This is a genomic window from Alcaligenes sp. SORT26 (assembly GCF_017377875.1).
Classification (GTDB): domain Bacteria; phylum Pseudomonadota; class Gammaproteobacteria; order Burkholderiales; family Burkholderiaceae_B; genus Alcaligenes; species Alcaligenes parafaecalis.
The window spans coordinates 2,142,563-2,163,703 of record NZ_CP070975.1 but is presented as its reverse complement, the minus strand read 5'-3'; the positions used below and the strand labels follow the sequence as shown (position 1 = coordinate 2,163,703).

19 protein-coding genes are annotated in these 21,141 nt (G+C 57.1%); 10 read left to right on the top strand and 9 right to left on the bottom strand.

All coding sequences use genetic code 11. The features are described from left to right. Window positions 1-314 precede the first annotated feature (314 nt). The 4 genes from JYG33_RS09980 to JYG33_RS09965 are packed head-to-tail and all read left to right on the top strand — an operon-like array spanning window position 315 to window position 4,868. On the top strand, window positions 315-1,313 hold the full coding sequence (locus JYG33_RS09980) for a tripartite tricarboxylate transporter substrate binding protein (RefSeq protein WP_207872129.1): 999 nt from the start codon (window positions 315-317) through the stop codon (window positions 1,311-1,313). Between the two features lie 34 nt (window positions 1,314-1,347). After that, on the top strand, window positions 1,348-3,450 hold the full coding sequence (locus tag JYG33_RS09975; RefSeq protein WP_207872128.1) for an acetate--CoA ligase family protein: 2,103 nt from the start codon (window positions 1,348-1,350) through the stop codon (window positions 3,448-3,450). A 43-nt stretch (window positions 3,451-3,493) separates the two neighbouring features. Continuing rightward, entirely contained in the window at window positions 3,494-4,246 is a 753-nt protein-coding gene (locus JYG33_RS09970; protein WP_207872127.1) for an enoyl-CoA hydratase-related protein, read from the top strand. A gap of 55 nt (window positions 4,247-4,301) precedes the next feature. Then, entirely contained in the window at window positions 4,302-4,868 is a 567-nt protein-coding gene (locus tag JYG33_RS09965) for a cysteine dioxygenase (RefSeq protein ID WP_207872126.1), read from the top strand. Between the two features lie 23 nt (window positions 4,869-4,891). Here the strand turns inward: JYG33_RS09965 and JYG33_RS09960 are convergent, their stop codons facing one another. Then, entirely contained in the window at window positions 4,892-5,377 is a 486-nt protein-coding gene (locus JYG33_RS09960; RefSeq protein WP_207872125.1) for a YbaK/EbsC family protein, read from the bottom strand. A gap of 117 nt (window positions 5,378-5,494) precedes the next feature. Between JYG33_RS09960 and JYG33_RS09955 the strand changes: the two genes are divergently transcribed. Together JYG33_RS09955 and JYG33_RS09950 are read left to right on the top strand one after the other, a co-directional pair. Next, window positions 5,495-5,914, top strand: coding sequence for a DUF411 domain-containing protein (locus tag JYG33_RS09955; protein WP_153230992.1), 420 nt, complete (start codon window positions 5,495-5,497; stop codon window positions 5,912-5,914). Between the two features lie 116 nt (window positions 5,915-6,030). Further along, a complete protein-coding gene (locus tag JYG33_RS09950; RefSeq protein WP_222668768.1) occupies window positions 6,031-6,414 on the top strand; it encodes a DUF4168 domain-containing protein in 384 nt (127 codons plus the stop codon). 162 nt (window positions 6,415-6,576) lie between these two features. Here the strand turns inward: JYG33_RS09950 and JYG33_RS09945 are convergent, their stop codons facing one another. Continuing rightward, window positions 6,577-7,671, bottom strand: coding sequence for a metal-dependent hydrolase (locus tag JYG33_RS09945; RefSeq protein ID WP_207872124.1), 1,095 nt, complete (start codon window positions 7,669-7,671; stop codon window positions 6,577-6,579). Between the two features lie 213 nt (window positions 7,672-7,884). Between JYG33_RS09945 and JYG33_RS09940 the strand changes: the two genes are divergently transcribed. Beyond that, window positions 7,885-8,892, top strand: coding sequence for a rhodanese-related sulfurtransferase (locus tag JYG33_RS09940; RefSeq protein WP_207872123.1), 1,008 nt, complete (start codon window positions 7,885-7,887; stop codon window positions 8,890-8,892). Window positions 8,893-9,035: 143 nt separating this feature from the next. After that, window positions 9,036-9,719 (top strand): glutathione S-transferase, encoded by a 684-nt coding sequence (locus tag JYG33_RS09935; protein WP_207872122.1) that lies wholly within the window; start codon window positions 9,036-9,038, stop codon window positions 9,717-9,719. A 123-nt stretch (window positions 9,720-9,842) separates the two neighbouring features. On the opposite strand, the gene JYG33_RS09930 is transcribed toward JYG33_RS09935, so the two are convergent. Continuing rightward, complete coding sequence (locus JYG33_RS09930; protein WP_207872121.1) at window positions 9,843-11,240, bottom strand: dicarboxylate/amino acid:cation symporter; 1,398 nt, start codon at window positions 11,238-11,240, stop codon at window positions 9,843-9,845. 268 nt (window positions 11,241-11,508) lie between these two features. On the opposite strand from JYG33_RS09930, the gene JYG33_RS09925 reads away from it, so the two are divergent. Then, a complete protein-coding gene (locus JYG33_RS09925) occupies window positions 11,509-13,365 on the top strand; it encodes an ATP-binding protein (RefSeq protein WP_243430139.1) in 1,857 nt (618 codons plus the stop codon). Between the two features lie 2 nt (window positions 13,366-13,367). Further along, entirely contained in the window at window positions 13,368-14,708 is a 1,341-nt protein-coding gene (locus tag JYG33_RS09920) for a sigma-54 dependent transcriptional regulator (protein WP_207872117.1), read from the top strand. A 54-nt stretch (window positions 14,709-14,762) separates the two neighbouring features. Here JYG33_RS09920 and JYG33_RS09915 read toward each other — a convergent pair whose 3' ends face one another. The 6 genes from JYG33_RS09915 to JYG33_RS09890 all read right to left on the bottom strand — a co-directional run bounded on the left by JYG33_RS09915 (window position 14,763) and on the right by JYG33_RS09890 (window position 21,139). Beyond that, window positions 14,763-15,323 carry a MarR family transcriptional regulator gene (locus JYG33_RS09915; protein WP_207872114.1) on the bottom strand — a complete coding sequence of 187 codons (561 nt, stop codon included), beginning with the start codon at window positions 15,321-15,323 and terminating at the stop codon, window positions 14,763-14,765. 269 nt (window positions 15,324-15,592) lie between these two features. After that, window positions 15,593-16,387, bottom strand: coding sequence for an SRPBCC family protein (locus tag JYG33_RS09910; RefSeq protein ID WP_207872111.1), 795 nt, complete (start codon window positions 16,385-16,387; stop codon window positions 15,593-15,595). A gap of 15 nt (window positions 16,388-16,402) precedes the next feature. Next, window positions 16,403-18,763 carry a xanthine dehydrogenase family protein molybdopterin-binding subunit gene (locus JYG33_RS09905; protein ID WP_243430138.1) on the bottom strand — a complete coding sequence of 787 codons (2,361 nt, stop codon included), beginning with the start codon at window positions 18,761-18,763 and terminating at the stop codon, window positions 16,403-16,405. Continuing rightward, window positions 18,756-19,265, bottom strand: a complete 510-nt coding sequence (locus tag JYG33_RS09900) for a (2Fe-2S)-binding protein (protein ID WP_207872105.1) — start codon at window positions 19,263-19,265, stop codon at window positions 18,756-18,758. The genes JYG33_RS09905 and JYG33_RS09900 overlap by 8 nt, the downstream gene beginning before the upstream one ends. Continuing rightward, window positions 19,258-20,133, bottom strand: a complete 876-nt coding sequence (locus tag JYG33_RS09895; RefSeq protein WP_207872102.1) for a xanthine dehydrogenase family protein subunit M — start codon at window positions 20,131-20,133, stop codon at window positions 19,258-19,260. Before JYG33_RS09895 ends, JYG33_RS09900 begins: the two co-directional genes overlap by 8 nt. A gap of 13 nt (window positions 20,134-20,146) precedes the next feature. Further along, on the bottom strand, window positions 20,147-21,139 hold the full coding sequence (locus JYG33_RS09890; RefSeq protein ID WP_207872099.1) for an ABC transporter substrate-binding protein: 993 nt from the start codon (window positions 21,137-21,139) through the stop codon (window positions 20,147-20,149). Window positions 21,140-21,141 lie beyond the last annotated feature (2 nt).

The window sequence follows — 21,141 nt, the reverse complement described above, 5'->3', positions numbered from 1 at the left end:
GTTGTGTTCTGATATTTGGAACAGCGTTCTTAAAAATGACATGCAAAAGCAATGTTTTCATTTTATCCAGAAGCTCGTTCTGGTCAAGCCCAATGCGACAGGAAGCGGGGACTGGGGAAATCCCGAAGGGGTTTAATAGTTGACACTTGAAATCAAATATCCCACTATTTGAACCGTTGTCCTAAGTTGCTTGTGTTGTTGCTGTCTGTTGTATTCAAGCCGTTCATACGGCATTTTTAATATCAAAAACAAGAACAGCGTTCTATATATTGGAACATCAAGAGAGGTTCACTCTCACACAGGAGGCAAGGATCATGTTCAGTTCTTTTTTTTCGCGCCAAGGTTTTCTACGTACAGTGCTGGTCTCGGGGCTGGCAGCCATCAGCAGTTTTTCTGCCCCGGCGGCCATCGCGGCCGATAGCTATCCCAGCCGTGAAGTGACCTTTGTAGTTCCCTATCCCCCAGGCGGCAATAGCGACAATCTGGCACGTCTGTTTGCCGATCGCCTGCGTATCAAGCTGGGCGTTCCCATCGTGATTGAAAACCGACCCGGTGGCACCACCTCGCTGGGTACGTCTATCGTGGGGCGCGCCAAACCCGATGGCTATACCTTGTTGCTGGCCACCAGCACGGCCTTTACCGTGCTGCCCTATATCCGTGATGTGCCTTACGACCCGATCAAAGGCTTTGATTTCGTCGGCAGCCTGGCGGGTTACCTGCCCATCATGACGGTGCGCAATGATTTACCCGTCTCCAATCTGAAAGAGTTTGTCGAGCTGGCCCGCAAGGAGCCCGGCACCCTGACCTATGGCTCGGCAGGCATTGCGTCCGGTGGCCATCTGGCCGGAGAGATTCTGGAAAACGCCGAGAAGCTGGATCTGCTGCATGTGCCCTTCAAGGGCTCGGCAGACACCATGACAGCCTTGATGGGCAATCACATCGACTTCTTTATTGATGGCGTCGGACTGGAACTGGTGAAAAGCGGCAAGGCCAAAGCCTTGGTGACCTATGCCAGCGTGCGGCATCCCGAATTGCCGGATGTGCCTACACCCAAAGAAGCGGGCTTTGATCTGGCCCTGCCCTTTGAAGGGTTCTGGGGGCTGGCGGTACCGGCAGGCACTCCTGACGATGTCATGAAGAAACTGGCCAAGGCTACCGAAGAAATCCTGGCCGAGCCGCAGACCCAGGAGCGTTTTCACCGCATCAGTGTCAGTGCCAGTTGGAAAGACGGTGCGGCCTATACCAAGGATCTGGAACAGAGTCGGGCTTATTACAGCGAACTGTTCAAGACCATCAAGATGAGCGATGACTAAACGCTCACAGAACCACCAACAGGAGACAAACGTGATGGAAACCGTCACTTGCGCCAGCACGCTGGACGCTTTGCTGGACCCGGCATCCATAGCCTTGGTCGGCGCCTCGGAAGATCAGTCCAAGTTCGGCGGGCGACTGTTCCGCATGCTGCTCAAGCACGGTTATGGCGGCAAGGTCCTGCCCATCAATCCCAGTCGCAGCAGCCTGTTTGGCTTGCCCGCTGTGCCGGGTCTGGCTGCGCTGGACAGCGCCCCGGATCTGGCCGTGTTTACGGTGGGGGCCGATACCGTTCTGGAGCAGGCGCAGATTGCGGCTCAAATGGGGGTTCGCGGTTTGCTGGTGATCTCTGCGGGCTTTGCGGATGCAGGCGAGCGTGGGCTGGAGCGTGAGCAAGCCTTGCTGCGTATTTGCCGTGATTCGGGCATGCGTCTGATCGGCCCCAATTGCCTGGGCATGATCAGCCCCAGCCGCAATCTGGTGCTGTGTTCTTCGCCGGTGCTGGACAGAGACAGTCTGCCGGAACGGCCTATTGGTTTTGTCAGCCAAAGCGGTGCCTTGATGACCACCTACTTTGATCGGGCCTGGGCGATGGGCGGCGGCTTTACCTACGGCTTCTCGGTGGGTAATCAGGCGGATCTGGATCTGTGCGACTTTGTGGATTTCCTGATTGATGATCCCAAGACGCAAGTGATCTGTACCTATATAGAAGGCATTAAAGATACCCAGGCTTTGCGTCGCACGGCTCGTCGGGCACAGGCAGCGGGCAAGCCCTGGCTGGCCGTCAAGGCCGGACGCTCCAGTGCGGGCAAGGCGGCTGCTTTCTCGCATACCGCCAGTGTGGCGGGTGATCACGATGTGTTTGCCAGTGTCTGCCGTGATGAAGGCATCAGCCTGATGGACGATATGGGAGCCATGCTCCTGTTGGCAAACAGCATGGTGCGCTTTACCAGCAACAAGATTTCCAAGGTTGCGATTGTGACGCCCTCGGGTGGCGGTGGAGCCTTGGCCGCCGATGCTTTGTCAGAGCATGGCGTGGAGCTGTCCAGTTTTTCCGCTTCGACCAAGAATGCCTTGGCCGCCCACTACCCGGCCGGGCAGGCGGATAACCCGGTGGATCTGGGCGCACGCCTGACTCAAGACTCCACCGAAGTCGCCCGCGCCACCTTGGATGCCTTGATGCAGGATCAGCAAAGCGATGCGGTATTGATTACGGCCTCCATGTGTCCGCAGGAATGGATGGCGGCCCTGATTGAAAAAATCATCCATCCCGAACCGCATTGGGCCAAGCCCGTCATGGTGGCCTTTGATGGGGGCGCGACATCCGAGCCTTTGCGGCAGAAGCTGGCCCAGCATGGCCATGCTTATGCCAGTTCCAGTCTGGAAGCGGCCTTGGCCTTGTCAGCCTGGAAACGTCATGGGCAGTTCGTGCCACGGCAGGCAGCGATGCGCCCCAGCGCGTGTCAGGCTCCTACCGTGATGCCGCGTGGTGTCCTTAATGAAGACCAGTCCAAGCGCTTGCTGGCGCATTACGGCCTGCCGGTGAATCTGGGGCAGGTGTGCGAGGACGTGGAACAGGCAGTCGCCCAGGCCGAGCAGATTGGCTATCCGGTGGTGATGAAGATTGTTTCTCCCGATATCGTCCATAAAACTGAAGCGGGCGGGGTGGCGCTGGATGTGGCCGACGAGGCTAGCTTGCGACGTGATTTTGCCCGGCTCTACGCGAATGCCAAAGCCTATAAAGCCGACGCCCGTCTGGAAGGTGTTTTGGTGCAAGCCATGGCCAAAGGTGATGTGGAGTTGCTGATCGGAGCACGTCAGGATGCGCAGTTTGGCCCGGTCGTGGTGTTTGGTGCAGGCGGCATTCTGGTGGAAATGTTGTCAGACCGGGTGATTGCGGCTGCACCGCTAACCCTGGCCGATGCAGACCGGCTCTTGTCCACCCTGATGATCGACAAGTTGTTGAAGGGATACCGGGGACGCATGTTGGATCGTGCCGGTGTGCTTGATGCGATTGTGCGTGTCAGCTTTCTGGCCCACGACTTGCGCGACACCGAGTTTGAACTGGATATCAACCCATTGATCGTGGCCGCCACCCGCTGCCACGCCGTCGATGCCCGCCTGTCCATAGGCGCATAAAACCAAGACCTATTCTTTTAAAAATACCCAGGAGGAGTAAACCATGTCGGATTATCAGTGCATTCTTGTAGAAAATCACGATGACGGTGTGTCGGTCTTCACGATCAACCGTCCCGATCGCCGCAATGCGCTTAGCGCTACCGTGGTCAAGGAATTACAGCAGGCATTTCTGGCTTTTGATGAGGACCCCACACGCCGCGTAGCCGTGCTGACCGGGGCAGGTAACGACGCTTTTTCCGCCGGTGCCGATGTCAATGAATGGCCCGAATTGTGGCGTGCCATTCCCACCGTGGGTTTTGAAACCGACAAGCCTATTATTGCGGCCGTCAGTGGCTGGTGTGTGGGCGGCGCCCTGGTCATGGCCATGATGACGGACTTGCTGGTGGCCTCCGAGAGCGCCAAGTTCTCCTACCCGGAAGCCAAGCTGGGCTTTACCGGCGGCATCATCTCGGGTCTGGCCTCGCGTATTCCGCATCATGCCGCCATGGAAGTGATTTTGTTGTGCCGCACCTTGGAAGCACGCCGTGCCTATGACCTGGGTTTTGCCAATGAAATCGTGCCGGTGGGCGAGCAGGTTCCCGCTGCGCTGCGTATGGCACAGGATCTGGCCAAGATGTCGCCCCGTGTTTTGCAGACCCTCAAGCGCTTTATCAATAATGAGGTACTGACACGTGGCCCGTCCGAGCAAATGGCGCGCACCATGCGACACCTGAAAGCGATCGAGGATAGTTATGATGCCAAGGAAGGGATGAACGCGTTCAAAGAAAAACGTGCCCCGGTGTATCTGAACAAATAAGAACTGATTCACGAATTGGGCCGCAAGGCCCAGTCAACTATGGAGACATCCCCTTATGCACCCCCGTTTTGAGCGCTTTATCCAAGGGATGAATGAATTGACCGCGCGCCCTGCTGTGGGCGAAGCGGATATTTTGCGTGATGGTCGTGTCCTGCTGGGTGAGCTGGTGGCCCAGGACGATTGGCTGGCCCCGGAATACACCCAGCCCCATCCGCAGTTCTATCAGCAGTACTTGCTGTATTGCTGTCCGCAGGACCGCTTTTCCGTGGTCAGCTTTGTGTGGGGCCCCGGCCAGAAAACACCCATCCATGACCATACGGTGTGGGGTTTGATTGGCATGTTGCGTGGTGCCGAACGCTCCCGGCCTTTTGATCGTGATCCCCAGACTGGCCATATGGCAGAAGAAGACACGCAGATTCTGGAGCCGGGCGTGGTGGAAGTGGTGTCACCCACGGTGGGCGATATACACGAGGTCTCCAATGTGTATGACGACCAGGTTTCCATCAGCATTCACGTTTATGGCGCGGATATCGGCAAGGTACGCCGCCATGTGTTTGACCCGCAGACCGGGCAGGCCAAGGAGTTTGTCTCCGGCTATGCCAACCGGCCTGCACAAGTCTAAGTCCTGCCCAGGGGCCTGGCCCCTCAGGAAGCCTGTTCGACTGTAACGGGCGGCTGGGTCACATCAATCCATTGCGCGCTGGTCAGCTCGGCCAGGCGCTGTGGGGTGATGCGCACCGCAGAATTAATAGAGCCCGCCGCAGGCAAGACTGTGTCGTAGTCCTGCAAAGACAGATCACAGTAGATCTCCAGCGGAGTAGCCAGACCAAAGGGGCAGACCCCGCCTACCGGGTGGCCCGTCAAAGCTTCGGTGCTTTCCAGATCCAGCATTTTCACGCGCGTACCAAAGGCGGTGCGCAGCTTCTTGTTGTCCAGGCGGGCATCGCCCCGAGCGACCAGCAGCACCACTTTATCGCCCACTTTCAGACTGAGGGTTTTGGCAATTTGCCCCGGTTCAACTTGGTGGACTTGCGCGGCCAGCACGACGGTGGCGGTACTTTCGGTGGTTTCAATCACCTGAAGATCGGCGGCGTGTTCGTTAAAAAACTGTTTGACGGAATCAAGACTCATGGCGGATCAGGACGAATTAGTGTGTTTTGTTAAACTTTTTTGCGAGAGCCTAGTCTTAGTCAAGTGCATGAGAGTGTCAACCAGAGCGCCGTGGCGCTGCAAAACAGGAATGTAATTGTGATTAAACCTTTATTGTTGACGGCCAGCCTGATGGCCTTCAGTTCCATGGCGTTGGCAGAGGGTCCCGCTATTACGATGTATCAGGATCCGAACTGTGGTTGTTGTGGGGGGTGGGCACAGCACATGCGCGATGAGGGCTTTGAGGTCAAAGAGGTCAAGGTCGTGAAGATTCAAGACGTGAAGCGGCTTTTTAAAGTCCCGGAGAACCTGGCGTCTTGCCACACCGCGATGATTGAGGAGACGGGGCAACTGATTGAAGGCCATGTGCCCGCCAAGGTCGTCAAACGCATGATGAACGATGGCAGTGTGCGTGGGGTTGCCGCGCCTGGCATGCCTGCCAATTCACCCGGCATGGGCCCGATGGATGGCAATCTGGTCACCGTGGATTTTGACGGGCGTCCTTACTCGCGCGACTGAAATCTGTAACGAGACAGGTGGCATGCAGATACACGAAACTACATAGCGAAACTTGTAAGCTGCCGCCGCTCTTGTCATGATGATCGTTCATTGACTCTGTTTAGGAGGTTCTATCCATGCAGCCCTCAATTAAAGCTTTTCTTGCTGCTACCGCAGTCGCATTTGGCATGTACAGCCCTTTTGCGATGGCCCAGGGCAATGCGGCTCCGGCCAACTCGGCAGCCCCTGCGGCTACCCAGGTTGTTAAGCCTACGGATTCTCAACTGGAGCAATATGCGCGTACCTACAAGAAGGTAGCGCAGACCGCTTCGGAGTATCAGCCGCGTCTGGATGCGGCCAAAAGTGATGCAGAGCGTCAGTCCATCGTTCAGGAAGCAGACCAGCGCCTGGTAGGCGTAGTCAGCGCTAACGGTATGGATCTGGCCGATTACAACGGTATCAGTCTGGCTATTCAACAGGACCCGGCCTTGCGCCAGCGTGTTGAAGGAATGCTGAAGTAAGTGTTGTGATCCTCGGGTTTGACAGAGCGCCGGGTGTCATTTTGTAGTGACCGTAGTGGGTAAATTTAAACTCCCTGGACCTGAAAAGGTTCGGGGGTTTTTTTATGGATCGGCGCTGCGGTGGGAGGCCGACTCCACCACATGGTGGAGTCGTGGAGCGGCTTACGGGAAGTTGGCTTCGGCGCGTGGAATAGGCACACCGGCTTCAATGCGCTTGGCCCATTGCTGCAAGGGCAGGGGCGGCAAAGGCTCCCAGATACGGCGCATCACGGGTTTGAGCAGGTCCAGGTCGTAGCCGCTGGCCCAGCGATACGGAATGACCGGCAACCAGGTGTCATCCGCAATGCGTTCGGCCACCACGAAGCGGAAACTGTATTGGCCGGGGCCCAGGCTCATGCGCACATCGCTGACTACGAGCAAATCATCAATGATGTCGTAGCGTACCCAGTCGTCCGAGAACCAGCGCAGTTGCTCCAATTGCTTCAGGGGCGGGAACAGCAAGGTGTAGTCGCTGTTGACTGGCAGGCACAGGGATTCGTATTGATGCCCTTTGGGTGCGCGCAGGCCGTCCAGCAAGCCCACAATCACTTCGCATTCCCGATCCTGCGTGTCGCGTACCAGCACGCGCCAGAGCAGAATGTTCATGGGCTGAGCGGCGGAGTACACGCGCTTCACCTGTACGTGCTGCTGTTCTAGCTGGGCGGTGGCTTGTTGCTCAACCCAGAACTTGGCACCGACAGAGGCGGCCAGATACAGACTGCTAAGCGCCAGTCCCCAGGCGCAAGCCCGTACCGTGGCAGGCACGGGGCCGCGTATCAAACCGATGATCGTGGCGACCAGCAGCGGCACGGTATAGAGCGGATCAATAATGAAGATGCTGGACCAGGTGGCCGGTGTGGCGGCCAGCGGCCAGAGCAACTGCGTGCCATAGCTGGTAAAAGCGTCCAGCAAGGGATGGGTAATCAGGGCCAGCCAGACCGCCAGTCCGACCCGGCCCGCCGAGGCCCGTGCTTGCGGGAACAGCAGCCGCCACAAAATGGTGACCAGCAGTCCCAGAGCGCTCAAGACAAATAAAGAGTGTGAGAAACCCCGATGGCTGACCATCGATGTAATCGGGTCTCCATATTGAATGAAGACATCCAGATCAGGCAGGGTGGCGATGATGGCACCGGACAGGACCGCCTTGCGGCCATACTGCCGTCCCAGTAGGGAGCCGCAGAGGCTGGCACCGAGGACTGCTTGTGTTACGGAATCCATAGCTCTCGTGCAAAGTAAAACAGTGACCGTGGCCAGATGCGGCATGACGGCTTTAGCGTTATGATTTTAAAGTTGAATCCCCAGGCCATCCTACTTTTTTTGACTGGCGTCAAAAGGCCAAGGGGGATCAGTCGCGTATAGTGTACGACGGCCTACGCTGTCCTACCGCCTGCGGGCTGCGCCACCGCTTCCATCCAGAGAATTCGTTTACCTATGTCTACCTACCTGATCGCGGCTTTATATAAGTTCGTGGAATTGCCCGATTTCGCCCAGTTGCGCGACCCTTTGTTTGCTTTTTGCGAACAGCACGAGGTCAAAGGCACCTTGTTGCTGGCGCGTGAAGGGATTAACGGCACCATCGCGGGCCCTGAGGAAGGTATTCGTGCCGTCTTGGCGCACCTGAATGCCGATCCCCGCATTGCCGGTCTGGTGCATAAAGAGTCCTACGCGGACAAGGCGCCGTTCTACCGCCTCAAGGTCAAACTGAAAAAAGAGATCGTCACCCTGGGTGTGCCTGATCTGAAAACCGCCGAGATGGTGGGCGAGTACGTGGCCCCCGAAGACTGGAACGCCCTGATCAGCGATCCGAACGTGGTGGTGGTTGATACCCGTAACGATTACGAAGTGGGCATTGGTACTTTCAACCGTGCCATCAATCCCAAGACAAATAGCTTTACCGAGTTCCCGCAATGGGTGGCCGAGCAGTCCAAAGAGGGTGGTGTGCTGCACGGCAAGCCGCGTGTTGCCATGTTCTGTACCGGCGGTATTCGCTGCGAGAAGTCCACGGCCTTCATGCGCTCCCAGGGTTTTGATGAGGTCTATCACCTGCAAGGCGGCATTCTGAAATACCTGGAAGAGATTCCGGCTGAAGAAAGCCTGTGGGACGGCGACTGCTTTGTGTTCGATGAACGAGTCTCGGTGCGCCACGGTCTGGAGCCCGGCGATTACGACTTCTGCCGTGCCTGCCGTATGCCCATTAACGAGGAAGAAAAAGCCTCGCCTCAGTTTGAGGAAGGCGTTAGCTGCCCCTACTGCCACGGTCATAGCTCGCCCGAGCAAGTCGAGCGCTTCCGTGAGCGTCAAAAACAGGTGGCCCTGGCCCGAGAGCGTGAAGAGCGCCATATCGGCGTCAGCATGGACGAGTTGTCGGAGCGTCGTGAAGCCGCCCGTCGTAAAGCTGAAGAGCAGCGTTTGCTGGCTCAACAAGGCAAGGACGCCTAGCCCTGATCGGGTAGCTGTGTTAACTCTAGTAGCTTGATTCTGGCGCTGCGTCGTTTATAGTCCGCCCTTCTTTAGCAGAAGGGCGCTTTGTATAAACGCCAGCGCTTTAAGTCCGCGACTGCGGCTTTTTAACGGTATCGAGCATGTCCTTATCTGATCTGCCCATTTTGTATTCCTTTCGTCGCTGCCCCTATGCCATGCGGGCACGGCTGGCTATAGCTGCCAGCGGCGTAAGTTGCCAATTGCGCGAAGTGGTTTTGCGTGACAAGCCCGAGGCTTTGCGCCTGGCCTCTCCCAAAGCCACCGTCCCTGTGCTGGTCTTGCCCGATGGCAAGGTCATTGATGAAAGCCTGGACATCATGCGCTGGGCTTTGGCGATTCAAGATCCCAAACTTTATTTGCAGCCTGAGCAGGGCGATGCCGAGCAGATGCTGGCCCTGATTACGGGCAATGATGGGCCGTTCAAAAAGAATCTGGATTGCTACAAATACCCGGATCGCCATACCGAGGATGAACAATTCACGGATGCGGCCAGTTTTTCGGCCCTGCATCGTGCACAGGCCAGCGAGCAATTGATGGGCCTGGATGCGCGGATTGCAGAGCATGGCTATTTGATGGGGGCACGCCCTTGTCTGGCGGATTTGGCGATTGCCCCCTTTGTGCGGCAATTCGCACAAGTGGACAGAGCCTGGTTTGATGCGCAGCCTTGGGCGGCGCTGTCGGCCTGGTTGCTGAACTTTCAGGCCAGTCCCTTGTTCCTGAGCATCATGGATAAATATCCTGCCTGGACGCCAGAAAGCGAGATCGTGCAGTTTCCTCCTGCCTGAGTGATTAGCTGTTCAACTCAATATGGAGAAAACGGGTGGGCAGGAGCAGCTTGGCAAGAATAAGCAGGCAAGAAAAAGGCCGGTTTTCAATTGAAAACCGGCCTTTTTTTTTAAGTGCCCGGATCAGGCCGTAGCGGTAGCGGTAGCGCGCGGCTCGCTAGCCTCTTGTGCGGGAATCCCCACTTCACCACGCTGATGCACAGTGATGCTGGTATCCAGTGGAGGCAATTCGCCGTTCATGGCGCTGTTGAGCTGATCGGTATCCAGTTCGCCTTCCCAACGGGCAACCACAATAGTGGCAACCGCATTGCCCACCAGATTGGTCAGGGCGCGGCACTCAGACATGAAGCGGTCAATACCCAGAATCAAGGTCATACCGGCAATAGGTACCGAAGGCACGACTGACAGCGTAGCGGCCAGAGTGATGAAACCGGCACCGGTCACACCAGCAGCCCCTTTGGAGCTCAGCATGGCCACCAGCAACAGCAGAATCTGCTGTTGCAAGGTCAGTGGAATATCACAAGCCTGGGCAATGAACAGAGCCGCCATGGTCATGTAGATATTGGTGCCGTCCAGATTGAAGGAGTAGCCGGTTGGCACAACCAGGCCCACCACCGACTTGGCACACCCTGCGCGCTCCATCTTCTGCATCAGGGTAGGCAAAGCAGCCTCGGAAGAACTGGTGCCCAGCACCAGCAGCAATTCTTCGCGGATGTAGCGAATCAGCTTGGTAATGGAAAAGCCGTTGTAGCGGGCAACCGCACCCAGAATGACCAGCACGAAGAGCACGGAGGTAACGTAAAAAGTCACGACCAGCAGGGCCAGACTGGATACGGATTCAATACCGTATTTACCGATGGTGAAGGAGATGGCACCGAACGCGCCCACGGGAGCGGCCTTCATCAAAATAGCGACCAGCTTGAAGACCGGAGCCATCAGGGCTTGCAGAAACTTGAGTACGGGTTTGCCGTGATCGCCTACCGCAGCCAGGGCAATACCGAACAACACCGCCACAAACAGCACTTGCAGGATGTCGCCGCCGGTAAAGGGGCTGATCAGGGTGGCCGGGATGATGTTCATCAAAAAGCCCGTCAGCGTGCTGTCATGGGCTTGCTGGACATAGCCCTGGATGGAACTGGGATCCAGGGTGCTGGGGTCGATGTGCATGCCGTGGCCGGGTTGCACCACGTTGCTGACTACCAGACCCACAATCAAGGCCAGCGTGGAGAAGGTCAGAAAGTAAATCATGGCCTTGCCCACCACACGGCCCACTTTTTGCAGGTCGGTCATGGCGGCAATGCCGGTGGCCACTGTCAGGAAAATAACGGGCGCAATAATCATCTTGACCAGCTTGATGAAGGCATCGCCCAGGGGCTTCATGCTCTCGCCCAGCGAGGGGTAAAAGTGGCCCAGCAAAATCCCGATAGTGATGGCGATGATGACTTGGACGTACAAAATCCGATACCACTTGATGCGGACGATCTGGGGTACCGAACGGTCTCCTGTGCTTATATCCATCATGATGTCGTCTCCGTGACTTGATGTAGCCGACTTTGGAGTCGGCTAATAGCCTGCTTGGAATTTTGTGTAGGCAGGCGGTTTACGCGCGCCGAAGTCTTTGCCCCGGCCCATAAGCTCATGACTAAAGCAACATCCGTGCCAATCTGCTCCACCGAGGAAAACCAGCAAATAAGCGGCTTGTGGGCAGGCGGCTTTCCCGCTTGCGGCTAATGTGTGCGAAAATCCGCACAGGCCTTATTATTTTTTGGCGAAATCTCGCACAAGTTTCATGAACTCCATTCCGGTTTCCTCGGGTTTGCGGCGTCGTTTCAGACTCGAATGGTTATTGCTGCTGATCTTGGCTGTAGTGCTGGGGCTGTTTGCCTTTTGGCGCTCGGCCGATTTGGGCACGGCCCGTTTGCTGATACAAAGCGAGCAGCGGCTGGATTCCCTGATGCGCGGTAATGCGGGCTGGATCCGGACAATTCGCGACAAATTCCGCACTTTGTCTTTTGCCTTGGCTCAGGACGAGGCTCTGCGCCAATACCTGATGGGCAATCCTGCCTATAGCGATGCCGGGGTCCTGAACCGCAAGTTCCAGCAATTGGCCGAGGACACAGGGGCCCCCGTCTTGTATCTGCTGGATATTCATTCCCAGACGCTGGTGTCCAGTAACTGGCAGGAACCCGACAGCTTCGTGGGCAATCATTACGGTTTCCGCCCCTACTTCACCAAAGCATTGGAGCAAGGGCATGCCGAATACTTTGCGCTGGGGACTGCCAGCGGCAAGGCCGGTTTGTACATCTCCCGCATGGTGCAGGATCAGGATGGCAAAGCGGTGGGCGTGGTGGTGATCAAGCTGGTGTTTGATTTGCTGGAAGAAGAGTGGGGCGGCTACGGGGATCGCATGTTTGTGACGGACCCGCATGGAGTGATTCTGTTAAGCGGTGAACCGGACTGGCGTTTGCATAGCCTGAATCAAGCGGCTTCGGAGCAACTGACTCAAGTACGGGCCAGTCAGCAGTTTGGGGACGAGCCCCTGGAGCCTGTGGGCCTGAACAGGTCGGACTCTGACGGACGAGCCTCTTTCTGGACGCTGGGGCCGGAGCGCTTCTTGCACGTGCAGCAGCCCGTGATGGGCAGTGATTGGACGTTGCATGCGATGGCCCCCATGAATGCCGCCCTGCAAACCCAGGCATTCCAATCCCGTTTGATGGTGATGGGCTTGCTGTTTGCGGCGCTGGTGCTGACGGCCTTGGGGCTGCAGCGTAATCAGCAGCGTCGTGAGTCTCAGGAGCAGCAGGCCTTGTTGCGGGATGCCTTGGAAGACGCCGTAGAATCGCGTACCGCCCAGTTGCAGGTGGCTCGCCTGCGTCTGGAGCAAGAGATGCGGGCCTTGCATGAGGCCCGGTCGCGTGCCCGTGATCTGCGTGAGCAATTGGAGCAGGCAGAGAAACTGTCTTTTCTGGGGCAGGTGACTGCTGGAGTCGCCCACGAGATCAATCAGCCTGTGGCGGCGATTGAGGTGTATGCCGATAACACCTCGCGCCTTCTGGAGCAGGGGCAGCTAGAGACGGCTCGCCAGAATCTGTCCCGTATTCAGACACTGACCCAGCGTATAGGCAGCATCACCTCCCAACTGTGCCATTACGCCCGCAAACCCCAGGAGCAAGAGGGCCCGGTGCAGGTAAGGGCAGCGGTCGATAGCGCCTGGCAGTTGCTGGAGCACAGGGCACGCGCACAAGGCGTGGATCTGGAACTGGCCGATATGAGCGAGCCGGTACGGGTGTGGGCTTTGCCCGTGCGTCTGGAGCAAGTGCTGGTGAATCTGTTACGCAATGCGCTGGACGCGCTGGAAGGCCGCGAGCACGGGCGTATTCGTCTTGAAGTGATGACTGAAAATCAGCATGTGCGCATTGTGGTGTCAGACAACGGACCCGGCTTGAGTCCGGAAATCCGTCAGCGTCTGTTCACCCCCTTTAGCTCCAGCCGCCGTCAAGGCGTGGGTTTGGGGCTGGTGATCTCGCACGATATTGTGGCGGCCCTGGGTGGCCGTTTGGAAGAAGGGCCGTCGCGCCTGGGCGGTGCCACGTTTCATATCGTGCTGCGCAATGCCGATAGCGATTTGGGCCAGGGAGAGAAATAAGCATGGAAGTTGCATTTGTAGATGATGACGCGGACCTGCGTGCCGCGGTGGTGCAAAGTCTGGAACTGGCGGGCCTGAAAGTCCTGGCCTGTGCCAGCGGTCAGGAGGCCTTGAGCCGTCTGCCCAAGGATTATCCCGGCGTGGTGGTCACAGACATCCGTATGCCGGGCATGGATGGCCTGACGCTGATGCGCGCCTTGCATGCCCGCGATCCCGAGCAGCCTGTGGTCCTGATTACCGGCCATGGCGATATCGATATGGCCGTGCAAGCCATGCACGATGGTGCTTTTGATTTTCTGACCAAACCCTATCAGGCCGAGCGTTTGCTGACAGTGATACGCCATGCCGCCATGCAGCGCAGCCTGGTCTTGCAGAACCGGGCCTTGCGCGAGGAACTGGACGAGGATGGTCAAGGCCCGGCGCTGCTGGGTAATTCGGAAGTCATGATCAATCTGCGCGCTACCTTGCGGCATCTGGCCCAGTCCGATGTAGATGTGCTGGTAGAAGGGGAGACGGGCACCGGCAAGGAAGTGGTCGCCATGTTGCTGCACCGTTGGAGCGCTCGAGCCCAGCATCGTTTTGTGGCGCTCAATTGCGGAGCCTTACCCGAAACCATTATTGAAAGCGAACTGTTCGGCCACGAACCGGGAGCGTTCACCGGAGCGCAACGGCGGCGTGTCGGCAGTGTGGAACATGCCCATCAAGGCACGCTGTTTCTGGATGAAATCGAGAGCATGCCCATGATTGCGCAAGTGCGCTTGCTGCGGGTGCTGGAAACACGCTGCGTCACCCCTCTGGGCTCTAACGAAGAGCATCCGGTCAATATTCGGGTCGTCGCCGCCAGCAAGGTGGACTTGGCTGATCCAGCCCAGCGTGCGAATTTCCGCGCTGATCTGTATTACCGCCTGAACGTCGTGACCCTGCGCTTGCCGCCATTAAGAGAGCGTAAAGAGGACATTCCCATGCTCTTCGCGCACTTTGCGGCTTTGGCGGCCAAAAAGTACGGAATGCCTCAGAAAATGCCCGATGCACGCAGCCTGACATATATGCAGACGCATCACTGGCCGGGCAATGTGCGCGAGCTGGCCCACTTTGCGCAACGAGAAGTGCTGGGTGTGCCGCATGTGGATATCAAGGATCTGGATACCGAAGATTTGAGCTTGCCTGCGCGGATTGAGCAGTTCGAGTCGCAGCAGATACGCCAGGCTCTGGCGCGACACCGTGGCGATATCAAGGCAACCTTGCAGGATCTGCGTATCCCGCGCAAAACCTTTTACGACAAGCTGCAGCGCCATGGGATTTTGCGTAGCGATTTTGTCGAAGAGGGCGCGCAGGGCGAATAATGGTTTGAGTAAAAAATGGGATATGTCGAGCTTGTGCTGGACGTTATGGTCGGACTACATATTCCTTAGAGCAGCGCGCCCATATTGATTGTTGTGCTCCACAATACGGGTCAGCAGATCCATGAATACCTGGCGTTGTTTGGCCGTTAGAGGGTCCAGCAAGCGTTCCTGTGCGTTGTTCATTCCAGCGCTCAGCTTTTGCATGATGGCCAGGCCCGCCTCGGTAATATAGGTTTGACGCGAACGGCGGTCATCTGGGTTTACGCGCCGGTTCAGTAATCCTTTTTCTTCCAGACGGCGGATGACTTCAGCGGAGGTCGTGCGATCCAGGCCCAGTTCATAGCCAATAGTGGTTTGGTCTAGCCAGGGTGAGCCCATTAAAACGGAGAGTACCCCGTGCTGTACTGGGGTGATATCGCTTTTGCACTCTTCGTAGAACATGGCGTAATGAATTTGGTTCAGACGCCTGATCAGGAAGCCGGACCGCGACCATAACTTTTGCCGAAACAGTTCGGCATTTTCCTCTTTGATTGGGCCGAGAGATTCGGCTTTGTCGGATTGAAATTGTTCCTCTTGCTTTAACTTGGTGTGATTCTTCATAGATAAGTCAGGCATTAAGAACCCATGGCTTGCGATGCTATAGGCTGGTGATGGGGCAAGCCCCGGCAGGGGCTGGATCTTATTTTGTATTCGTTTCTACCCGGTGCTGTCCATGCTCAATGTATAAGTTATTTCCCGACTTGCTGAAAAATATAATCAGTATGCTGTTTTATTTTTAAATAAAAACTTTTTTATTTAAATCAGTGGATTTCTGGATGGAGCTTAATGATTGATGCTACGACCTGCTAAGCGCCGGGTTATGGCGCTTAGCGTGTTTACGGCTTTTATGCAGGGTCCTTGCGCCCAAACAGTCTCCCCACTCGATAGCGGATCTGTGACCAGAAGGCCTTGAGCCCGATAGACAGCATGTTTAACTCCCCGGCGCCGTCATCCTGCGGTCGTCTTTGTGTTTGCAGGCGCAGCAGGGTCTGTTGCATCTGTGCCTGTAACTGCTGAGTTTGTGCCAGCACGGCCTGGGACTGATAGAGAATGGCTTGGGCGTCCAGCGTGGAAGCGGGTGTGGCCGTCATTGACGGAATACTGGCAGTTGCTCCGCCAGGTGCCGCTGTCATGGTCTGGTTGCTGCTGGGGATGGGAGTGTCAGACGATGGTGCAGGATTGGCGTCACCTTGCACCATTCGTGCAAGATTGCGCTCGAACTGCCCCAGGATTTGCCCGGCCACTTCGGCGATCATGCCGCTGCCGCGTCCATATTGAGCCACAGCGCCTGACAAGGTCAGTTCTGTGCTGACTTCCACATTGGTCCCCCCTTCTGCTGACGGTGTCAGCGCGAAGCTGAAGTCTGAACTGGCTGAGCCTCGTCCCTTGGGGTCCAGACCGGCACCACGCAGATAAGCAATATGGTTTTCCTCATCGGTTTTTACGAGCTCGGCCGTTCCGTCGAAAGACAGTTTGATTGGGCCCAGTTTGACCGAAACCGACCCCTGGTATTTGTTGCCGTCCAATACATCTGTCAGTTTGGCACCGGGCAGGCAGGGCATGATGCGCGGCACGTCCAGCATCAGTGCCCATGCTTGATCCAGTGGTAGAGGAATATGAAACCGGTTTTTGAAATTCATGGCAGCGTTCCTGTTTTATTGTGTCTGTTGCGTGGCCTGATCGATCAGTTCCAGTAGTCGCATAGGGCTGATCGGGAACTCATTGATACGCACGTTCAGTGGTGCCAGTGCCTGCTCCACTGCTGAGATCACGACGGCGGCGACGGCGATGGTGGAGCATTCGCCCACGCCTTTGACTCCTAGCGGATTCAAGTGCGTGGGGGAGGGGCAGAACAGCACTTCGATGTTCGGCACCTCGGGGGCGGTAGGCAGAAGATACTCGGCACAAGTGGTGGATAAAGGCTGACCTTCGGCGTCGTAGGCCATCTGCTCGAACAAGGCATTGCCCAGTCCATGGACTACACCGCCTACGACCTGGCCTTCCACGATCATCGGGTTGATGAGCTTGCCGCAATCTTGCACAGCCAGATAGCGTGTGATGTGGATAGCGCCCGTGCTCGCATCGACCTCCACTTCACAAGCATGTGTGGAGCCTGCGTAGGTTTGCTCGTCGCAGTGAAAATGGGCGGTGCTCTCCAGGCCCGGGTCTGTCTTTATAGGCAAGCTGTAGCCCGGCACGCCCTTGAGTTCCATGGCCAGCCTAGCCAGGCTGATGGTCGTCGTAGTCGCACTGCTGCGGACGATGCCATAAGAAATATCCAGGGTATCTTGAGGGACCTTCAGAACCGCCGCTGCTGCTAGCAGTACCTTGTGGCGCAGTTGCCGGGAGGCTTGTTCAACGGCTGTGCCGGCCATAATTGCCTGGCGGCTTGCGAAACCACCCATCCCAACACCAATGTGGCGTGTGTCGCCAGCATGAATGTCTATCCCTTCCGGTTCTACCCCGAAATGTGCTGCACAGATCTGCGCAAGTGAGGTCTTGATACCTTGGCCCATGGCCAGGGCGCCGGTGAAAACAGCAATTCGGCCTGAGGGGAAAATCTTGACGGTGGCGGACTCATAGGGACCGCGACCCGTAGGTTTGACGGCATTGGCCAGACTCTGGCCCAGGTAGCGGTCTTGGGCGAGCGCTTCTTGTCGTCGTTGCTCAAAACCGTCGCGGTCCATGGCGTGCTCTGCCATGGCTTGCATGCGAGGGAAGTCGCCGCTGTCGATAACCAGTGGTATCCCCGCCCGAGATTTCAGCGGTTTGGTGTAGGGGATTTTTGCGGCTGGAATCAGGTTCAGTTCGCGGCAGCGTATGGGGTCCATACCGATATGCTGCGCGAGTCGGTCCATTAGCCTGTCCATGACGAAAGCAGCTTGCGGATAGCCAGCGCCGCGTACGGTAGCGACAGGCACCTTGTTGGTGTAGGCCACGTCAACCGTCAGACTGAAGGCCGGGACGACATAGGGCCCGGTCATGGATGAGGCCGCGTTGTAGGGAACATTGGTGCCCTGCGGCGTATAGGCTCCGTGGTCATGGATGAAGTTGCCGCGCAGGCCTAGTATGTGGCCGCTCTTGTTGGCAGCCATGGAAATGGACCAGAACTGATCACGTTCCTGGATGGAGGTCAGGAAGTTCTCGCGCCTGTCCTCCACCCATTTGACAGGGCGGCGTAGCAGACGGGCCACGGCTGGAATGACTATCTCTTCAGGATAGATCATGAACTTTGCGCCAAAGCCGCCCCCAACATCAGGGGTGACCACGCGCAATTGATCCTCACGATGGCCCAGCATCAGGGCCAGGGTGTAATGCAGTTCGTGTGCCATCTGGGTGGAAGACCAAACAGTCAACTCGTTGCCGGCAGGATCCAGCCGTGCAAGCACGCCGCGCCCCTCGATGGGGTGAGCACAGCCACGATGGGCTGAAAATGATTCCTCGATAATGATGTCTGCATCAAGGAAGGCGGCGTCTATGTCCCCATAGGCCAGTGTGTAGTTTTGCAGGCTGTTGCTTTGCAGCTCGGTGCGTACCAGAGGAGCATCCGGTTCGAGCGCCTGGCGTACGTCAGAAATTGCGGGCAGGACTTCGTAGTCGATAGCCACGAGCGCAGCAGCATCTTCGGCAAGGTGACGGGACTGAGCGACGATCACAGCGATTGCTTCGCCAACGAAGGCCACTTCCTCGCGTGCCAGGACAAAGGGGACGGTGTTTTCGGGCAGCACGGCAAAAGCAAAGCCCAATGGCATGCGCCAATGGGTTAATTCGCCCATCAAGTCCTGAGCGGTAAATGCTCCGTGTACGCCGGGCAGCGCTTGGGCCGCCGACAGGTCGATGGAGCGAATGCGTGCGTGCGCGTGGGGACTACGTACGAAGCAGGCATGCAATACACCCTCCATGGGGATGTCATCCAGAAACTGGGCTTGCCCAGTCAACAAGGCTTCATCTTCCAGGCGCAGAAAAGAGTGCCCCATGCCGGGGGCAGCTTGTTCCATCTGGTGGGGATCATTCATGTGCATGGCTGGCTCTCATGGCGGCAGCGGCTTTTTGTACCGCGCGCACAATATTTTGGTAGCCAGTACAGCGGCATAGATGACCAGACAGCACATCGCGTATCAGCTCTGGGCTGGGGTCGCTGTGGTTCTCCAGCAGCTCGACCACTGACATCAGGATGCCTGGTGTACAGAAGCCGCATTGCAGGGCATGCAGTTCGCGGAATGCTTCCTGGATGGGGTGCCAGCGGCCTTGATCGTCAGCAAGGCCTTCAATGGTGCGGATAGACTTGCCTTGAGCTTGTACAGCCAGCATCAGGCAACTGCGTGCGGAGTGGCCGTCGATCTGTACGGTGCAGGCGCCGCAGACGCCGTGCTCACAGCCAACATGGGTTCCTGTCAAACCCAGGTTGTGGCGCAGGAAATCTGCCAGATTGACACGAGGTTCGGCACTGGCTGTCAGGTTTCGACCATTGACACACAGTGTGATGGGGCGACTGCCCGAAGGAAGGGGGTTACTCATGCCGTTGTCCTGTACGAGAGAGCGCTAGCCGCAGGGCGCGCGCCGTATATTCTTTGGCCAGTCGCTGGCGATACCAGCCCTGGACATAGCTGTCGCTGGAGGCATCGACCTGACCACATAGTTCGGCGGCCAGAGCAATATCTGAAGGGCTGGCCGAGGTGCCCAGCAGGGAGTTTTCTGCCTCGGTCATACGAAGGGGAAATGCACCTACTCCACCCAGAGTGATGCTGGCGCGACAGACTGCACCTGCCTCGTCCAGCAATAGCAAGGCAGCGCAGGACACGATAGCGAAGTCGCCATGACGACGGGAGAACTCCAGGAACGCCCAGCCGTGCTTGGCGGGCCAGGGCTGAACCTGTACGCGGGTCAGCAACTCATCAGCCTGCATGTTGGGGGTCATGTAGGCTGCCGGGAAATCGGCCATGGAAATTGTTCGTTCTCCACGTGTACTGGCTACCGTCAGTACGGCGTCCATTGCCATGCAGACCGTTGGTATTTCGGCAGAAGGGTCCAGTTGGCAAAGACTGCCGCCCACGGTCCCGCGATTGCGAGTCTGACGATGCCCGACGTTCAGGATGGCATCCTTCCAGAGCGGAAGACGTGTTGCCACCAGGTCGGAGAACTCAATATCGCGCTGGCGTGTCATGGAGCCAATGGCGATATCGCCATTGTCCTGCTCTTGCAGGTAAGACAGCTCGGGCAGCGTGTTGATATCGACCAGCGCATCGGGGAATGCGAAGCGCATATTGAGCATGGCCAGCATGGACTGGCCTCCGGCCAGTACACGGGCGTTATCGTTAATGGACAGTAGCTCTAAGGCCTGCGCTAGCGTGTCGGGAGCGTAGTAATTGAAAACAGGAGCCTTCATGCCGGTGTTTGCCTTATATCTTGGAGAGATCCAGCGAGGAGGCCGCGAACAGTTCCTCGGGCTTGACCAGGCGTTGCGACATACCTTGATCGTGGTGGTACTGGGCAAAGGTCTGGATTGTGTGGCGATTGGCTTCCAGACCGTAGGGCCAGTAATCTTCACCCATCAAGGCTTTGGCCTCGTTGTGATGGTGCACCATCCATGGCAGGGTGACGGCCAGATGGCACAGCTCGTTCAGTTCATGTACAGCCAGCTCTTTGGCCTTCAGAAAGGACTTGTACACGCTGACGGGTAGCCAGGGGTTCTCCTGCACCAGAGACTTGCGGATGCCAACCATATGCATGATCGGGAAGATACCCGTGCGGCGGAAATAGTCTTTTTCTACTTCCAGGTATTCATCCCCGAACAGGCGGCCCACATTGGGAGCGTTGCGCAAGAAGCATGAGGGTGCCCGTGCTCCGATGTATCCGTCGATTTCGCCTTTTTCCAGCATGTCCGACAAGGTGCGGTCATCCGGGATCTGCTCCAGACTGATGTCCGCTGGCAGATCAATGGGAGAGCGCTCGCCCCGGCCTGGTTCTTCAATTCCCCCCCGCACCCATTTGATCTGATTGGGGCGGATACCGAATTCATCTTGCAATATGCCGCGGATCCAGACGTTGGCGGTGATCTGGTATTCGGGCACGCCAATGATTTTGCCTTTCAGGTCTTCGGGCTTGCGAATACGATCAGTGCGCACATAGATGCCGGAATGGCGAAAGACGCGCGACAGGAAAGCTGGAATACCCACGTACTGATTGTCGCCACGAGCAGTGGTCATCATGTGGCTGCTCATGGAGATTTCCGTTACATCGAACTCTTCGTAGCGGAATGCGCGGTGAAAGGCTTCCTCGGGCTCCAGGGACACAACATTGATATCACAACCCTCAATTCCAACACGCCCGTCTTTCAAGGCCTGGGTACGGTCGTAGTTGCCAATCGATACGCTTAACTTCAGTTTGCTCATGG

Excerpts from the sequence above, each read along its gene's own strand:
- JYG33_RS09900 (WP_207872105.1), bottom strand. The coding sequence starts at position 19,265 with ATGAGTAACCCCCTTCCTTCGGGCAGTCGCCCCATCACACTGTGTGTC.
- JYG33_RS09920 (WP_207872117.1), top strand. The coding sequence starts at position 13,368 with ATGGAAGTTGCATTTGTAGATGATGACGCGGACCTGCGTGCCGCGGTG.
- JYG33_RS09905 (WP_243430138.1), bottom strand. The coding sequence starts at position 18,763 with ATGAATGATCCCCACCAGATGGAACAAGCTGCCCCCGGCATGGGGCAC.
- JYG33_RS09970 (WP_207872127.1), top strand. The coding sequence starts at position 3,494 with ATGTCGGATTATCAGTGCATTCTTGTAGAAAATCACGATGACGGTGTG.
- JYG33_RS09925 (WP_243430139.1), top strand. The coding sequence starts at position 11,509 with ATGAACTCCATTCCGGTTTCCTCGGGTTTGCGGCGTCGTTTCAGACTC.
- JYG33_RS09960 (WP_207872125.1), bottom strand. The coding sequence starts at position 5,377 with ATGAGTCTTGATTCCGTCAAACAGTTTTTTAACGAACACGCCGCCGAT.
- JYG33_RS09910 (WP_207872111.1), bottom strand. The coding sequence starts at position 16,387 with ATGAATTTCAAAAACCGGTTTCATATTCCTCTACCACTGGATCAAGCA.
- JYG33_RS09930 (WP_207872121.1), bottom strand. The coding sequence starts at position 11,240 with ATGATGGATATAAGCACAGGAGACCGTTCGGTACCCCAGATCGTCCGC.
- JYG33_RS09965 (WP_207872126.1), top strand. The coding sequence starts at position 4,302 with ATGCACCCCCGTTTTGAGCGCTTTATCCAAGGGATGAATGAATTGACC.
- JYG33_RS09950 (WP_222668768.1), top strand. The coding sequence starts at position 6,031 with ATGCAGCCCTCAATTAAAGCTTTTCTTGCTGCTACCGCAGTCGCATTT.
- JYG33_RS09915 (WP_207872114.1), bottom strand. The coding sequence starts at position 15,323 with ATGCCTGACTTATCTATGAAGAATCACACCAAGTTAAAGCAAGAGGAA.
- JYG33_RS09940 (WP_207872123.1), top strand. The coding sequence starts at position 7,885 with ATGTCTACCTACCTGATCGCGGCTTTATATAAGTTCGTGGAATTGCCC.
- JYG33_RS09935 (WP_207872122.1), top strand. The coding sequence starts at position 9,036 with ATGTCCTTATCTGATCTGCCCATTTTGTATTCCTTTCGTCGCTGCCCC.
- JYG33_RS09980 (WP_207872129.1), top strand. The coding sequence starts at position 315 with ATGTTCAGTTCTTTTTTTTCGCGCCAAGGTTTTCTACGTACAGTGCTG.
- JYG33_RS09945 (WP_207872124.1), bottom strand. The coding sequence starts at position 7,671 with ATGGATTCCGTAACACAAGCAGTCCTCGGTGCCAGCCTCTGCGGCTCC.
- JYG33_RS09895 (WP_207872102.1), bottom strand. The coding sequence starts at position 20,133 with ATGAAGGCTCCTGTTTTCAATTACTACGCTCCCGACACGCTAGCGCAG.
- JYG33_RS09975 (WP_207872128.1), top strand. The coding sequence starts at position 1,348 with ATGGAAACCGTCACTTGCGCCAGCACGCTGGACGCTTTGCTGGACCCG.
- JYG33_RS09890 (WP_207872099.1), bottom strand. The coding sequence starts at position 21,139 with ATGAGCAAACTGAAGTTAAGCGTATCGATTGGCAACTACGACCGTACC.